Here is a 15,980-nt window from a genome sequence, read left to right as displayed (position 1 = left end):
TCGCCGGCGCGACAGCACTTGCACATCGCCGCAATTAGTTGACAGCGCAAAATGCAACTTGTTGTAAATAAACGTCTTAAAACTGGCCTGACTGTTGCTTGTGTTGACAGCGGGCAATTGTTGTCGAGCGCCCGCCGATTCTCCTTGGGGGCAGCATGTACCGTATCCGACTCGTCACTGGCAAGGAACAGGTCTATCCGTCAATCCAGGAACTCACCGCTGGCGTGCAGCGCGGCGAGGTCACGGCGGATGCCGAGATTTATCACCAGCGGAGCGACCGCTGGCTGTCGATCGAAAGCCACCCCCACTATCGGATGGCCGTGGAGGGTGGCACGGCCACCCGCACGTCGCGCTTGAAGTTCACCCGCCCGTCCAGCCCGACCTCCACGCCACGCGTCTTGCCAACCCCGGTGGCGCAGAAGCCCGACCAGGGCGACCTCGAAGAACTCAACCGCCTGCTCGTCCTCCTCGACCCGCTCCCCACCCCGGCACAGCGCGCCGAGCCGGAGCCGCCGCCCGCGCCGGCGACCCCCGAGCTGACCCTCGTCCGCCCGGAACCGGTGGACGCGCCAGAGATGTCCGAGGATTCCGAACCAGTCTTCGGAACGATGCTGCGGCTGGAGGACCTGGAGAGCGCACCGGACGCCAACGACGCCGACCCGACCGAACCACCATTCTCGACGATCGAGCCGGTGGCCGAGCGTGCCGAAGAACTCGCCCCCTCCGACCTTGGTCTGCCGGTCGAGATCCATCTCGACGAGATCCCGGTCGTGGCGGAAAGCGAACCGGTGGCAGTGGAGATGGCGGAACCGCAGGCCATCGACGCCGAGCTGCCGGTGGAAGATGCCGTGGCCGACGACCTCGAGCCTGTGGTGGTGGCTGCCACGGCAGCGCTCGAACCAACGGTCGAACAGGAAGTCGCCGCCATCGCGCCGACGTACATGGACGACCAAGCGGTGCCCACCCCGCCGATGCGCAAGTTGCGGCCGATGCTCTTCGTTGCCGCCGCCGCGCTCATTGCAGCCGTCATCTTCGCGTTCACTTCCGGTGGGGATGACTCCGACCAGGGCATGGTCACGCTCGCCTCGGCCACCGCGCCGGCCGCCGCGGCCACCCCCGCCCCCGCCCCCGTTGCCCCTCTCGACTCGGCAACGGCCACGCCGGCCCCGAGCGTCGGCTTTCCGGTGGCAACACCAACGACCAGGTCAGAGGCCGCCGACGCGCCCAGCGCCCTATCCCGAGACAGCGTCAGGGCCGACGGGATTCTCCCGAGCGCTCCGACAATCGACCTGCCGAGCGAGGGCACCGAGGCACTGAGCGCGGGCACCGCGCCGGCGCACGTGTCTTCCGACGGCGGCGCGGCGTTGGCCAAGGGGTACGCAGCGTCGTATGGGATTCTTGGTCGTGAATTCTCCGCCCAGATGGACCGGGCTGGTCTCGTGCGCCTTTTCAGCCAGACGCAACTCACCACGAACGACGGCCTTGCCGGAGCGCGCCGCGCGCTGGACGCCGCCACCAGCGCCGTGCGACAGTATCACGTCATGGAAGGGGTGATCGAGAAGGCCTACCAGGATTCTGCGCGCACGCTGGAGCGCAGCGGGGAGTCGCTGCGCGACTGGCTGACGCATCCGTCGCTGAAGGAATCCAAGGAAGCGGCGGACGAAGGCACCCGGCTCCTCGGGCAGATCGACGCCGTCTTCGCGCTGCTCCAGGCGAAGTCCGGTCGGTACCAGGTTACCGGAAGCACGGTGCACTTTGACGACGCCGACGCCGGCGCCCGATACGCCGAACTGCAGGGCTGGATAACTCGCCGCCTCGAACACTGGTCCGGACAGCCCACGTCGTCGGTTCCCACGACGGTCAAACCGATCCTCGAGGGGATCGGGCTCACCCGACTCCCAGTCTCCCGCTGATACGACGGCCGCCTCCGGGCGGCCGTTCCGTTTCCCCCCCGACTCTTGCGCGCTGCCGTCCGGGAGGTTTCTATCTAGGGTTGCAATGGACGTAACCCGTTACAGGAGATTGTGATGCGCATCACGTTCCAGCCCCGCGTGGTGGGATTTTTGGCCTTGGCAGCTCTGACATTCAGCGCCTGCACATCCCCCGCCGAAAAGAAGAAGCAGCAGGAAGAACTTCAAATGCAGCTGGATCAGGTCACGGCCCTCTCGGCGGAGAAGGACACGCTGCTGCAGGCCGTCGCCGAGAATGCGCGCCTGATGAACGAAATCAACGCCGAGATGGCCAAGGTCAAGAATCTCAAGGCGGGCGTCTCGCCGGTCGTGGGCTCGGAGGGGGGCCAGCAGCCGGAGGCCAACCAGCGCGCCATCGTCCTGGCGCGGGTCAAGGAAATGACCGAGCGGCTGAACGACGCCGAAACGCGGCTCGCGGCCAGCCAGGCGCGGATCCGCCGGCTCAACAAGCAGTCGGACAGCATGAAGACCGATCTCTCGTCGCTGGAGACGGCCGTTGCCGAGTACCAGCAGATGATCGCCACGCAGCGGGTCGAGATCGCCACGATGAGCGAGCAGCTGGCCACCAGCCAGCAGGAAGTGGCCGCCCTCTCGGTTGAGAAGAAGGAACTCATCGACACCGTCACGGCAATCACCGACCGCAGCAACACGGTCTACTACGTGATCGGCACCAAGGACTCGCTCAAGGCCAAGGGAATCATCGTCGAGGAGGGCGGATCGAAGATCCTCTTCTTCGGCAGCAAGGCCCTGCAGCCGGCCCGCGTGCTGAACGAGGCGGACTTCACCGCCGTCGATCGGCGGGTCGTCATGGAAATTCCGTCGCCGATGACGACCGAGCGGTACAAGATCGTCTCGCGGCAGAACACCGACTACATCGAGAACAAGCCGGACTCGAAGGGCCGCGTCACCGGCGGCGTGAAGATCGCCTCGCCCGAAGGGTTCTGGGCGCCCTCGAAGTTCCTGATTCTCGTCATCGACTGACAACGGGCAGGCGCAGGCGACGGGGCGCGGAGCAGTCCGCGCCCCGTTTGCGTACCTACCGCTCGAGCAACAGCCGGCGCCGCTTCGGCGGGACCCACGACTTTGGCAGGGCGGCGACCCCCCGCTGGATCGCGGCCACCGCCTCGTCGAGCGAGTCAGTCACCGTCAGGAGGTCGAGGTCGGCCGCCCCCACCATGCCCCTGGCTGCCTGCGTGTTCCGCATGAAATCGCACAGCGGCCGCCAGTACTCCGTGCCCATCAGCACCACGGGATACGCCGCAATCTTGCCCGTCTGGACCAGCGTCAGGGACTCAAACAGCTCATCGAGCGTGCCGAAGCCCCCAGGCATGACAACGAAGGCGACGCTGTACTTGACCAGCATCACCTTGCGGACAAAGAAGTACCGGAAGGTGATGAACCGGTCCACGTAGGGGTTGGGGCGCTGCTCGTGTGGCAGTTTGATGTTGCAGCCGATGGAGCGGCCTCCCGCCTCGTACGCCCCGCGATTAGCCGCCTCCATGATGCCAGGGCCGCCGCCGGTCATGACGGTATAGCCCAAGTCGGCCACCCGGGCTCCCACCGCACGGGCCAACTGGTAGTGAGGATCGTCCGCGCGGACCCGGGCCGAGCCGAAGACTGTCACGCAAGGGCCCACGAAGTGGAGCGCCCGGAAGCCGCGGAGAAACTCCATGGCGATGCGGCCGATGCGAGCGAGCTCGCTGAGCCGGGATCCCGGACCAGCCAGCCAGTCGCGGATGTCGGGGAGGCCGGGGCCGGTCGGCCAGGGGCCGTTGGATGGTTCGTTGGGGTCGGTCATCCCGGGAATCTCCCACGGGGCCGCCCCCCGGCGCAAACCCTCGCCCCCTCCTCCATCCCCGCCTCCCGGTGTATCTTGGGGCCCGGCAGCACGGCCCGCCGACCGGGCCGGCATACTCCAACGCAGGGAACGCAGATCTCATGAAGGCAACCGATGTCCGCAAGGGCCACGTCATCCTGATCGACGGGCAGCCGTGCCGCGTGATGGACTTCACGCACCGCACCCCCGGCAATCTCCGCGCGTTCGTCCAGGTGCGGTTTCGGAACCTGATTTCCGGCAACACCTTTGACACCCGCCTGAACGCCTCGGACTTCGTCGACCAGGCCCGGCTCGACACCAAGGAAATGCAGGTGCTCTACCAGGACGCACAGGGCACGCACATCATGGATCAGGACACCTTCGACCAGGTCACCCTGGACCAGGAAGTGACCGGCGACATGACCCCCTGGCTCCAGCCGGAAATGAAGTTCATGGTCGAGTGGCTCGGTGGAAAGCCGATTGCCATCAACCTGCCGACCACCATCGAACTCGAGGTCGTCGAAACCGCGCCGGCCATGAAGACGGCCACCAAGAACGCGAGCAGCAAGCCGGCGGTGTTGAGCAACGGCGTGACGGTCAACGTCCCCGAGTTCGTCAACCAGGGCGAGCGGGTCCGCGTCAACCCGAACACCGGCGAATATCTCGAGCGCGCCAAGTAGGCGTCAGCTCCCCGAGCCGCTCGCTCCAAAGGCCTCGCACCCCGGTGCGGGGCCTTCTATCTTGAGGGACCTCCCCCTCCCGACACCGGAGCCGCTGCATGCAGTTGGTGACGTTGGACTGGGTCATCGTCGTCCTCTCGCTCGCGGTCGCTTTCCTCCCTGCTGTCCTGCTTGCCCGCCGGGCAGGCTCCAGCACCGCCGAGTTCTTCACCTCCGGACGCGCCGCGCCCTGGTGGCTGATCGGCGTTTCCATGGTGGCCACCACGTTCAGTACCGACACCCCGAACCTGGTGACCAACCTCGTGCGCGAGCACGGCGTGGCCAACAACTGGCTCTGGTGGTCGTTCCTGCTGACCGGCATGGCCACCGTGTTCTTCTATGCGCGGCTCTGGCGGCGCTCCGGCGTGCTCACCGATCTCGAGTTCTACGAGATTCGCTACGCCGGACGTCCCGCCCAGCTGGTGCGGGGCTTCCGCGCCATCTACCTGGGCCTCTTCTTCAACTGCGTCATCATGGCCACGGTCAACCTGGCCGCCGTCAAGATTGCCAACGTGATTCTCGGCTGGCCGATGTGGCAGACGCTGCTGGTCTGCGCCGGCCTCAACATCGCCTTCGCCGCCACCGCCGGCCTCTGGGGTGTGCTGGTGACCGACCTGATCCAGTTCGGCATCGCCATGGCCGGTTCCTTTGCCGCCGCCTACTTCGCCCTGCAGCAGCCGGAGGTCGGCGGGCTCAGCGGGCTGATGACCCGCCTCGACCCCGGCACCCTCCAGCTGCTCCCCGACTTCGGCGACTGGCAGCTCGCGCTCTCGGTCCTGATCATCCCGATCACGGTGCAGTGGTGGAGCGTCTGGTACCCCGGCGCCGAGCCGGGCGGCGGGAGCTACATCGCGCAGCGCATGCTGGCGGCCCGCACCGAGCGCGACGCGATGGCCGGCACGCTGTTCTTCAACGTCGCCCACTACGCGCTGCGGTCGTGGCCGTGGATCATCGTCGCCCTCGCCTCGCTCCTGGTGTATCCCCAGCTCAGCGACATCGCCGTCAGCTTCCCGAACGTCGACCCGGCGCTCATCGGTCATGACATGGCCTACCCCGCCATGCTCCGGTTCCTCCCGGTCGGGTGGCTGGGCATCATGGTGGCCGGCCTGCTGGCCGCCTACGTCTCCACCATCGCCACGCACCTGAACTGGGGCACCTCCTACCTGGTGCACGATCTCTACCGCCGCTTCATGCGGACCGACGCGAGCGAGCGTCACTACGTGATGATGGGCCGCATCGTCACCGCGGTGCTCATGCTGCTGGCGGCAGGGCTCACTTTCGTGCTCGAGACGGCCAGCCAGAGCTTCCAGCTCCTCCTCTCGATCGGGGCGGGCACCGGCCTGCTCTACCTGCTCCGGTGGTTCTGGTGGCGGATCAACGCCTGGAGCGAAGTCAGCGCGATGGTGAGTTCCTTCCTCCTTGCGGCCGGCTTCCTCTACGGACAGAAGCATGGCTTCCCAATGGACGCCACCGCCCAGCTCCTCCTGAGCGTCGGCATCACGACCGTGGTCTGGGTCACCGTCACGCTCCTCACCGCGCCAACAGAGCGGAGCACGCTGCTCAGTTTCTTCAGGCTCGTCCGGCCGGCCGGTCCCGGCTGGCGCTCCGTGCAGGCGGAGGCGGGCGTCCCCCCGTCTCCGGACAGCCTCCCGATGGCGTTCCTCGGCTGGGTGCTCGGCTGTACCGCGGTCTACTCGGCGCTCTTCGGCGTCGGAAGCCTCCTCTACGGTCGAACACCGCAGGGGCTCATCTTCATGGCCGTCTTTGGTCTCGCGTCGTGGTGGCTGGCCAGGCTGCTTCCCGCCATGTGGGGTGGGGCGGGCCAGGCGGAGTGAACCGCGCCGTCATCCTGGCCCGCGGGCTCGGCCGCCGGATGCGGCAAGCCGTGTCCGGTGCCACGCTCGAACCCGAACAGAGCGCCGCGGCCGACCAGGGGATCAAGGGCATGATCCCCGTCGGTCGGCCCTTCCTCGACTTTCTCCTCTCCGCGCTGGCAGACGCCGGCTTCACGGAGATCTGCCTCGTGATCGGCCCCGAACACCACTCCGTCCGCGACTACTACGGCGCACCGGGCCGCCTCCACCGTGTCAACCTTTCCTTCGCCGTGCAGGCCGAACCCCGCGGCACCGCCGATGCCGTGCTCGCAGCGGAACGCTTCGCCGGCGGCGAGCTCTTCCTGGTGTGCAACGCGGACAACTACTACCCCGCCGACGTGCTGGCGGCGCTGCGCGCGCTCGAGGGGCCCGGGCTGGCGGGGTTCGAACGTGAGACGCTGGTCGAGCGCAGCAACATCCCCGCCGACAGGGTCAACCACTTCGCACTCCTCGCCGAGGGACCCGAGGGTCAGCTCGTCGACATCGTTGAAAAGCCCGATGCGGCCACCGCCGCGCGCCTCGGTCCCGCCGCCCGGGTCAGCATGAACGCCTGGGTCTTCGGCCCGGACATCTTCGAGGCCTGCCGTCGTGTGACCCCCTCGGTCCGCGGCGAACTCGAGATCCAGGATGCGGTGCGCTACGCCATGCAGACCCTCGGCACCCGCTTCGCCGTCGTCCCGGTGCAAGCCGGCGTCCTCGACCTCTCGAATCGCGGCGACATCGCCGCCGTGGCGGATCGCCTCAAAGACACCGAGGTGCGGCTCTGACGGGCACCGACCTCCGCGATCGGGTCCGCGCCGCACTCGACGCGGGTGCGCGGGAGCCCGCGCTCTGGCACGTCCCCGGCCGAGTGGAGCTGCTCGGCAAGCACACCGACTACGCCGGCGGCCGGAGCCTCCTCTGCGCCATCGATCGCGGACTCGTCATCGGGATGGTGCCCCGCGACGACGACACCGTGACCTTCCTCGACTCCACGAGCGGCGCACGCGCGGCCTTCCGACTCGAACCCGAACTGGTGCCCCTCACCGGACGGTGGGCCGGCTTTCCGATGACGGTGGCTCGGCGGATCGCGCAGAACTTCCCCGGCGCGCGCCGGGGCGCCGATCTGGCACTCGCCAGCAACCTCCCCTCCGCTGCGGGGATGAGCAGTTCCAGCGCGCTCATCGTCGCAACTTTTCTCGCGCTCGCCGAGGTGAACGAACTCTCCTCCAGTGAAACCTGGCGCGAGCATCTCTCCACCCCGGAAGCGCTGGCGGAGTACCTTGGCTGCATCGAGAACGGCCAGAACTTCGGGCCGCTCGCGGGCGACCGCGGAGTCGGGACGTTTGGAGGGAGCCAGGACCACACCGCAATTCTCTGCTGCAAGGCGGGGCGTGTCAGCCGCTACTCCTTTGCCCCGGTCACCTTCGAGGAAGACATCCCATGGCCCGACGCAATGGCGCTCGTCATTGCCGTCAGTGGCGTCCGCTCACGGAAATCTGGGCCGCAGCGCGAGGCCTACAACCGGCTGTCGCTGGCCGTTCGGACTATCCTCGGCCGCTGGCGTCAGGCGTCGGGGTCCGCTGCCGCCACGCTCGCTGCCGCCGCCGCGGAGCCGGGAGCGCGCGAGGCGATCCTCCAGCTCCTGCTTGGGCAGGAGGAAGATGAACCGGGATTCCCGGCCGGCTTCCTCGCCGGGCGGTTTCGCCAATTCACGACCGAGAGTACCGAGATCATCCCGGACGCGTCGCGCGCGCTCGAAGTTCGCGACTTCCGCCGATTCGGGGAGCTCGTCGATCGCTCGCAGCTCGGTGCCGAGGAGGGGTTGGAGAACCAGGTGCCGGAGACCGTACACCTGGCCCGCCGCGCCCGCGCCCTGGGGGCGCACGCGGCCTCGGCGTTCGGCGCGGGATTCGGCGGCAGCGTCTGGGCCATGGTCGACGCCGACGCGGCCGATCGGTTCGGGAGAGATTGGATCGGAGAATACCGCCGCGCCTTCCCCGGCGCGGCCCGAAGGGCGGAGTGCTTTCGGACGGAGCCAGCGCCCGGCGCCCGGCGCATCGACTGACCACAGGAGTGGGGTGAACCATGCATGACTCCGATGATCGCAGCGTCTCCCGCCGGGACTTCCTCGGCGCTGGCGTGACGGCCGCCGCGGCCGTCAATCTCCTCCCCGGGACCGCATTGGCAGGCGACGCCGGCCAGGCAGACCGGATGATCGGCGTCCCCTTCGCGCCTCGCGATGTGGTCCGCGTCGGCCTCATCGGCGTCGGCGGGCGGGGACGCAGCCTGCTGCGGGACCTGCTCGCGATCGACGGAGTCCAGGTCACAGCGCTCTGCGATCTCGTGCCGGCGCATGCCGCTCGCGGCGCCGAGATGGTCAAGGAGGCTGGGCAGGCAACGGCGCCGGCCATCTTCGACGGCAGCGACAGCATCTGGGAACAGCTCGTGGTCCGTGACAACATCGACATCGTCTACATCGCCACGCCCTGGAACTGGCACGTGCCGATGGCGGTCGGGGCCATGCGACAGGGGAAGCACGCCGCGGTGGAGGTCCCCGCCGCCACGACGCTGGACGACTGCTGGACGCTGGTGAACGTCTCCGAGAAGACCCGGCGGCATTGCATCATGCTGGAAAACTGCTGTTACGGATACAACGAGATGCTGGTGCTGAACCTCGTGAAGGCCGGCAAGCTCGGCCGCCTGACGCACGGGGAGTGCGCGTATATCCACGATCTCCGCGAACTGCTGCTGAGCGACGAGGGGGAGGGGCTCTGGCGGCGGTACCCGCACCTTCAGCTGGATGGCAACCTCTATCCCACACACGGCCTCGGGCCCGTGGCCAACTATATGGCCATCAACCGGGGCGACCGGTTCGACTATCTGGTCTCGATGAGCAGCCTCGAGGCGGGGCTCACGGAATATCGCGATGAGCATTTGGACCCGACCGACCCGAAACGGCGGGAACGGTACCGCACCGGCGACATGAACACCTCGCTCATCAAGACCGCCCTCGGACGCACCGTCATGCTGCAGCACGACGTGGTCAGCCCCCGCCCCTACAGCCGGATCAACCTGATCTCCGGCACGCGTGGGATCTTCGCCGACTATCCCGCCAGGATCATGCTCGAGGGCCAGCCCGAGGGCGATGCATGGACCGGCCTGGATGGCTACAAGGCGGAATACGAAAACCCGCTCTGGACGCGGGTGGGAGAGCTCGCCCGCAAGCTGGGCGGGCACGGCGGGATGGACTTCATCATGAACTACCGGATGGTCCAGTGCCTCCGTGAGGGCCTCGTCCCCGACATGGACGTGTACGACGCCGCCGCCTGGAGTGCGCCCGGACCCCTCAGCGTCGCGTCCGTGCAGAAGGGGAGCAAGCCGGTGGACGTCCCCGATTTCACGCGCGGCGCGTGGCGCACGCCGCGCCCGGTGATGGGTTAGGCGCCGTTCGCCGCGGCGACCAGCGCGCGGACCGCGACCGGATCCTCCGGCGTCCGGCTGTGGATCTCGGTCACGCCCGTGGCCCGCACCAGCGCGCCGGCGTTGTGCGCCCGGATGGATCCGCCCGCCAGGATCCCGATCCGGCCTGCCGCCCGCTCGACGAGCACCTTGATCCTCCCCGCACCCTGGGCCGCCATCGCGGCCCCCCCCGACGTCAGCACACGCCCCACTCCGCACCGGGCCAGGACCTCCACCGCCGACAACTGGTCCGCGGCGGCGTCGAATGCGCGGTGGAAGGTGACGGACAGCGGCCCTGCCGCGGCGAGGATGGCCTCGAGGGCGGGCTCGTCGACCGTGCCCGCCGCGGTAAGCGCACCGGCCACCACCCCGGCAGCCCCCTGATCGGCGGCGTGCCGGATATCCTCGAGCAGCCTCGCGAGTTCCTTCCGGGAGAGGACAAACGGCCCCGGAACCGGGCGCGCAAGCACAAACACCGGTATGGAGAGGCGACGGACGCATTCCTCGACCAGGGCGACGGAGGGCGTCAATCCCCCCACCTCCAGGGATGCGCAAAGTTCGATGCGTCCTGCCCCGCCCTCTTCAGCCGCGAGGGCGCCGGCCAGGGTCTCGACACAGGCTTCGAGGACGATCGGAGGCATCAGGACAAGATCGCTCCCCATACCCCGGATCGGCACCCCCGGCCACCCTTCCCTCCGCGCGTCGCGCACTGCATCTTCAAGGGGTCGCCGGCGGCGTGGTCGCCGGCCCGTGATTCACCCACTGGAGGAAACCCATGCTCAGTCTCACCCTGCTGGCCCTGGCCGGCAGCCTGACCGCCGCACCGGCGGACACGACCTACAACAAAGTGACCCTGCCCGGCACCGTCGAGGTCGCCGGTCAGACCCTGGTGCTGAACGGCGTGGCCCTCCGGAAGAAGGCCATCTTCAAGGTCTACGTCGCCGGCCTCTACCTCCCGGCCAAGTCCAACAATCCCGATGCGGTCCTCGCGGACGACACGAATCGGGAGCTGGTCATGCAGTTCCTGCGGGACGTCGGGAAGGACAAGATGTGCGAGGCGTGGGATGAGGCGCTCGAGAAGAACACGCCCGACGCCTCCGAGCAGTTGAAGGCGGAGTTCGTGACGCTCTGCGGCTACATGGAAGACATCAAGAAGGAACAGCAGTTCGTCTTCACGTACATCGCGGGGACCGGAACGGAGATCAAGGTCAACGGCGTCCTGAAGGGGACCATCAAGGGCAAGGACTTCGCCGACGCGCTCTTCAAGGCGTGGATCGGTCCGAACCCCGGGCCGGGCACTGGCTTCCGTGATGACCTGATGGGAATCAAGAACTAGGCTCGGAAGGGCGGCGGGGAGGCGGCAAGTCAGAGCGGGCGCACCGAGGTGCGCCCGTTCGTGCTTCTGCCCCCCGGCCCAGCTGCCGACCGGCCGCCCCTTACTTCTCTCCCGCCAGCCCCGCCATCCGCTCGCGAACTTCCTTCACCTGCGGCTGGAGCACGGCATCGGCGTCCCGCCAGAGATCCACGAAGTCGCCATAGTACTTGAGCGCCTTGGCGCGGTCGTCCCTCGCTTCGTACATCTCTCCGAGGTGCCGGTACGTGGGGCCAAGCGTGAAGGAGGCTTCCGAATCGCTCACACGGGCATCGGGCAGGGTGACGGAGGCCTCGTAGCGGGCCAGCGCCGAATCGGGCTCACCGGCGAGCTCCCACACCTGCGCGGCATCGACGAGATCGCAATTGGGGCATCTGATCTTGACTCGGTGTGCGTCAAATGCCATCGCGGCATCCCGCCACCGACCCTCGCTTCGGGCCACGAGGGCATCCCAGTAGATCGAATCCGCAGCTGAGCGCTGTTCGGCCGGACGGGTGCGAGTCCAGTCAGCACGGAGCCGCTTGACGTCGGCAGGCCGGCCCGCCAGCGCATAGGGGTAGGCGAGCCCCATGTACGGTCGCTGCGGCTCCGGAAGGGCGTTCATCGCCGTGGGGGAATAGACCGAATCGGTGAGGTCGACCAGCTGCTTCCACTCCCCGAGGAGGTTCGCTCTCTGGACCGCCGGCATCAGATCGAGGTACAGCACGGTCCCCTGTTGACCCAGGGAGGCCATGGTCGTGGCAAGCTCTGCCGCGACACGATTGGCTTCGTCCAGCCGTCCCAGCGCCGTGGCGACCCCAACCCGCTCCCACTGCTCATTGATACGGTCCGCAGGCGCGGTCGGCTGGATTCGCGCCGGGTCCCGAAGGAGTGAATCGGCCGCACGGAAATCGCGTCGGATATACGCAGACCCTCGAACCATCTGGTCCGCGCGGGGTGAGGTCGGGTTGCGGCGGCGCAGCTCAGCCAGTGCCGAGTCGGCCGCTGCATTCTTCCCCTGTTGCGAGAGCGATTGGATCAGATTGATCAGTCCACTCTGAATGTCGGAGGTGGCCACCAGATGGCGGAGGAGCACCTCGGCCTCTGGCGCCCGGCCTTCCTCGTTCAATTTCAGGCCGAGATTGTTGAGCGCCGTCGGCTCGTCGGGGTTGACCGCCAGCACCGCCCGGTATGCCGCCTCGATCTTCTCCTGGTCTCCCGTCACTTTTTCGTGATAGTAGGCCTCGGTCAAACCTCGTTCGACGGGAGGGAGCCGATCGCGGTACTGGTAGGCCCGTTTCGCCGCTTCCATCGACTCCTCGTTGCTCCCCGGGAGTGCCTGCGGCAACACCACTGCCAGCTTCCGCCACGCCATCGCGAAGGTGCTGTCGATCGCCACCGCCTGGCGAAGGAGCGGGATGGCACCCTCCGAATCCCCGTGAGCGTGTTTCTCGGTCGCCTCGGTGTAGAGTCGAAGCGCTTCGAACGAAGATGTAGTCACCTGCTCCAGTCGGTCGCTGCCCCGGATGCGGCCCAGCGACTCTCCAACCTTTTCGCGCAGCGCCTTCGAAAGCCGGTCCACCGCCGAAATGAGCTGGGAGGCGTCGTTCGCCGTCTCGCGGATCGGCACCAGCGTCTCGCCGGTGTTGGCGTCGAGCACCCGTGCCGCCAGCGAGTAGCCCGATCCCAGCTGGGTGATTTCCCCGGTGATGATGGCCTTGATCCCCTCGCGCCGCGCCACGTCGCTGGCCAGCGCCTGGTCGACCCTGGCATCAGCCGGCTTCCCCATGCGGAGCAGCGCCGCCTGCAGGTCGCCCGTCTCCACCAGCCGCATCACGTTCGACTGGCCAAGGTCGATGCGGAGCGCCTCGGTCACTGACGCGCCAAGAGTGGAATCGCTGGTCCGGTTGTCGAACTCGACCAGGATGATCCGGTCCTGCGCCGCCAGCACCCCGGCGCTCATCAGGGTGCTGCCCGGTCCGACGCCCAGCTTTCGCGAGATCAGAAAGCCCGCGCCCAGGAGCACCACGAGACCGAGCGCCATCCACCCACCGATGATGGTGCGGCGCCAGGTGAACCAGCCGTGGTGTACCGGCTCCGGCTCAAAACGGAGGGTGCCCATGGTCATCTGGACCGCCCGCTTCCGTTCCACCCGCCCGGTGTAGGCAATGATCGGGAGCCCGATGGCCATCGCCACGGCCGCCCCCTCCCACACCCAGTCCGGCAGGTCGAACAGGCGCGTGAGTCCAAACGCCAGGCCCACCACGACGAGCGACGCAAAGAGAAACAGGCCCAGGACTCGGCCGGGTGCGTAACGCTTGACGGCGGCGAGGGCATCCTGTCGTGCCGTGGAAACCGGCTCCGTGGAAATCGGCGTGGTGCCGCCCGTCGGCGTCGCCATCGCGGTCAGCATCGCCGCGATTTCATCGGCGGTCTGGATCCGGTCCGCCGGATTCTTCTCCAGGCACTTCAGCACCAGCTCGTTCATCGCGGTGGGGATGGTGTTCCGGTACCGGGCTGGTGGCTCCGGCCGTTCCGCGATGTGCGCCGCCAGCATCCCCTGCGGAGTAGGAGCCACGAACGGCGTGCGGCCGCAGAGCATCTCGTACGCCATGGCGCCGACGGCGTAGATGTCCGCGCGCTGGTCCACCCGTGGATCGGCCGCCGCCTGTTCCGGGCTCATGTACGCCGGCGTGCCGAGCGCAATGCCAAGCGAGGTCAGGTTGGTGTGCCCGTCGCCGCTCGAGGCGCTCACCGCCTTGGCCACGCCGAAATCGGTCACCAGGGCGTGCTTGCCGGAAAGCATCACGTTGTCAGGCTTGATATCCCGATGCACCACGCCGTGGTGGTGGGAGTAGGCCAGCGCATCCACCACGTTGTGGAGGATGCGGAGCACCTCCGCCATCGGGAGGGCGCCTTCGCGAGCCAGCCGGGCGCGGAGCGACTCGCCGTCGATGAACGGCATGACGTAGTACGCCAGGTCGGCATTGGCACCGGCCGTCAGCAACTGGACGATGTGGGGGTGCTGGAGCGAGGCGGCGAGCTGAATTTCCCGCTCGAACCGCTCAGCGTTGACGCCGGCAGCCATGTCGGGGGGGAGCACCTTGATCACGACCCTGCGCCCGAGCCGCACTTCCTCGGCGAGGAAGACACGGCTCATCCCGCCGCCGCCGAGTTCCCGGAGGATGCGATAATTGTCGCCGAGGGCCGCGTGCAGGCGGTCCGACAGTTCGGCCATGCGTGCTCCGGAGAGGGGAATCCCGCTAATAATGGCCCCAAACGGCCCGACAGGGAAGGAAGCCGCCCCGGCGGCTTGCCAAGCGGCCGTCGGGAGCGGATGTTGGAGCCAGAGGAGATACTCGATGCCCGATTCCGGTTCCCATCCGCAACACCCCACCCGGCAGGACGTGGACATCTTCGGGATGTGCCACCTGGGACTGGTCCGCAAGGAAAACCAGGATCACTTCCTGGTGGCCAGCCTCCACAAGTCGATGCACCTCCACCAGACCACCCTCCCCAACGAGGGACTGGGATCGCTGGTCAGCGGCGCACGGGGGTATGTCTTCCTCGTCGCGGACGGCGTCGGAAGCACCCCGTGGGGAGAGCAGGCCAGTGGGTCCGCGCTCCGTGCCATCGCCGACTATGTCATCCACGGAATGGATGTGGAGGCGATGCCCGATGAGGACCATGACCACCGGGTCGTCGATCGGCTCCGCCGCTCGGTGGAGCATGGGCACCAGGCCATCAAGGATGCCGGCGAGGCCGAGGGGAAGCGTGGCATGGCCACGACGCTCACCATGGTGACGATCCACTGGCCGCGCGCCTACGTGATCCACGTCGGCGACAGCCGGGGGTACCGTCTGCGCCAGGGGGTCCTGACGCAGGTCACCAAGGACCAGACGATGGCCCAGGCGATGATCGACGCCGGGGCGCTCACACCGGCCGCCGCCGAGCAAAGTCGACTGAAGCACATTCTCTGGAGCGCCCTGGGCGGCAAGGAGGCGACGCCGGAAGTGTCGACCCTCGACTGCGAGTGGGAGGATGTGATGCTCCTCTGCAGCGACGGACTCACGAAGCATGTCTCCGACGAGGAGATCCGCCAGGAACTCCTGCGCTCGACGTCGGCGGAACAGAGTTGCCACACCCTGATCGACCTGGCCCTGTCACGGGGCGGCAGTGACAACGTGACCGTCGTCATCGGGCGGCTTCGGGGCCCGCGCCCTGCAGCTTGACCACCCGCGCCGGGCCCCAGCGGTGGCCTCACCGAGCCCGACACTCCTGAGCCCATTCCTCCTGAGGCGCACATGCACCACCGACTGCTCGCCCTTGCCGTCGTCTCGCTCGTCGCGGCACCGCTCGCCGCCCAGGAATCGGCTTCCGCACCGGCGCCAGTGACCCGGCCCGATTCGGCCGCCACCCTTGCGGCCGGCCGGACGTACACGGAGTGGTTCTATGCCGATCAGGGCGACAGCATCATTGCCCACAGTTCGGCGCAGGTGAAGGAGAAGGTCACCGCGAGCCAGCTCTCGGACATCATAGGGCAGCTCCTTTCCCAGGCCGGCCCCGAGGTTTCGGTTCTCTCGGAAACCGTAGTGCCGAGGGACTCGCTCTCGGCCTACATGCGCGAAGCCAAGTTCGAGCTGATGGATGAGCCGCTGATCGTGGTCTTCGTGCTCGGGGGGCCGAACGACATCTACGGTTTTCGCATCTTTCCGAAGAGCCAGCTGCCACCCGAACTGGCTCAATAGTCGCGCCTGAACGTCAGAGCGGGGGGGCGCCGTCACCGGCGCCCCCCCGCTCTGTGCGTTC

General features: G+C 67.7%; 13 protein-coding genes. 10 read left to right on the top strand and 3 right to left on the bottom strand.

The annotated features are described in order from the left end of the window. The first annotated feature begins 155 nt into the window (after positions 1-155). Together R2910_08670 and R2910_08665 are read left to right on the top strand one after the other, a co-directional pair. Entirely contained in the window at positions 156-1,913 is a 1,758-nt protein-coding gene (locus tag R2910_08670) for a hypothetical protein (protein MEZ4413040.1), read from the top strand. 114 nt (positions 1,914-2,027) lie between these two features. Next, the gene (locus R2910_08665) at positions 2,028-2,951 is read left to right on the top strand and encodes a hypothetical protein (GenBank protein MEZ4413039.1); all 924 of its coding nucleotides are present in this window, start codon (positions 2,028-2,030) and stop codon (positions 2,949-2,951) included. Between the two features lie 55 nt (positions 2,952-3,006). Here the strand turns inward: R2910_08665 and R2910_08660 are convergent, their stop codons facing one another. After that, a complete protein-coding gene (locus tag R2910_08660) occupies positions 3,007-3,768 on the bottom strand; it encodes a TIGR00730 family Rossman fold protein (GenBank protein ID MEZ4413038.1) in 762 nt (253 codons plus the stop codon). A 140-nt stretch (positions 3,769-3,908) separates the two neighbouring features. On the opposite strand from R2910_08660, the gene efp reads away from it, so the two are divergent. The 5 genes from efp (at position 3,909) to R2910_08635 (ending at position 9,802) form a co-directional block, all read left to right on the top strand. Further along, complete coding sequence (efp, locus tag R2910_08655; GenBank protein MEZ4413037.1) at positions 3,909-4,466, top strand: elongation factor P; 558 nt, start codon at positions 3,909-3,911, stop codon at positions 4,464-4,466. 98 nt (positions 4,467-4,564) lie between these two features. Continuing rightward, complete coding sequence (locus R2910_08650) at positions 4,565-6,340, top strand: sodium:solute symporter family protein (protein ID MEZ4413036.1); 1,776 nt, start codon at positions 4,565-4,567, stop codon at positions 6,338-6,340. Beyond that, the gene (locus tag R2910_08645) at positions 6,337-7,146 is read left to right on the top strand and encodes a nucleotidyltransferase family protein (protein MEZ4413035.1); all 810 of its coding nucleotides are present in this window, start codon (positions 6,337-6,339) and stop codon (positions 7,144-7,146) included. Before R2910_08650 ends, R2910_08645 begins: the two co-directional genes overlap by 4 nt. Further along, on the top strand, positions 7,143-8,426 hold the full coding sequence (locus R2910_08640; GenBank protein MEZ4413034.1) for a galactokinase family protein: 1,284 nt from the start codon (positions 7,143-7,145) through the stop codon (positions 8,424-8,426). The genes R2910_08645 and R2910_08640 overlap by 4 nt, the downstream gene beginning before the upstream one ends. 20 nt (positions 8,427-8,446) lie before the next feature. Then, a complete protein-coding gene (locus R2910_08635) occupies positions 8,447-9,802 on the top strand; it encodes a Gfo/Idh/MocA family oxidoreductase (protein MEZ4413033.1) in 1,356 nt (451 codons plus the stop codon). Here the strand turns inward: R2910_08635 and R2910_08630 are convergent. Next, the gene (locus tag R2910_08630) at positions 9,799-10,461 is read right to left on the bottom strand and encodes a copper homeostasis protein CutC (protein MEZ4413032.1); all 663 of its coding nucleotides are present in this window, start codon (positions 10,459-10,461) and stop codon (positions 9,799-9,801) included. The two genes, R2910_08635 and R2910_08630, sit on opposite strands and share 4 nt — an antisense overlap. 134 nt (positions 10,462-10,595) lie before the next feature. Here R2910_08630 and R2910_08625 point away from each other — a divergent pair, with 134 nt between their 5' ends. Beyond that, complete coding sequence (locus tag R2910_08625; protein MEZ4413031.1) at positions 10,596-11,156, top strand: chalcone isomerase family protein; 561 nt, start codon at positions 10,596-10,598, stop codon at positions 11,154-11,156. A 100-nt stretch (positions 11,157-11,256) separates the two neighbouring features. On the opposite strand, the gene R2910_08620 is transcribed toward R2910_08625, so the two are convergent. Next, positions 11,257-14,409 (bottom strand): protein kinase, encoded by a 3,153-nt coding sequence (locus R2910_08620; protein ID MEZ4413030.1) that lies wholly within the window; start codon positions 14,407-14,409, stop codon positions 11,257-11,259. 124 nt (positions 14,410-14,533) lie between these two features. Here R2910_08620 and R2910_08615 point away from each other — a divergent pair, with 124 nt between their 5' ends. Both R2910_08615 and R2910_08610 read left to right on the top strand, forming a co-directional pair. Further along, on the top strand, positions 14,534-15,403 hold the full coding sequence (locus R2910_08615; GenBank protein MEZ4413029.1) for a protein phosphatase 2C domain-containing protein: 870 nt from the start codon (positions 14,534-14,536) through the stop codon (positions 15,401-15,403). A gap of 72 nt (positions 15,404-15,475) precedes the next feature. Then, complete coding sequence (locus tag R2910_08610) at positions 15,476-15,919, top strand: hypothetical protein (protein MEZ4413028.1); 444 nt, start codon at positions 15,476-15,478, stop codon at positions 15,917-15,919. The last annotated feature ends 61 nt before the right edge of the window (positions 15,920-15,980 follow it).

The organism is Gemmatimonadales bacterium, from assembly GCA_041390145.1.
GTDB lineage: Bacteria > Gemmatimonadota > Gemmatimonadetes > Gemmatimonadales > GWC2-71-9 > SPDF01.
The sequence above is the reverse complement of the archived record's forward strand: the minus strand, read 5'-3'. Positions and strand labels throughout refer to the sequence as shown.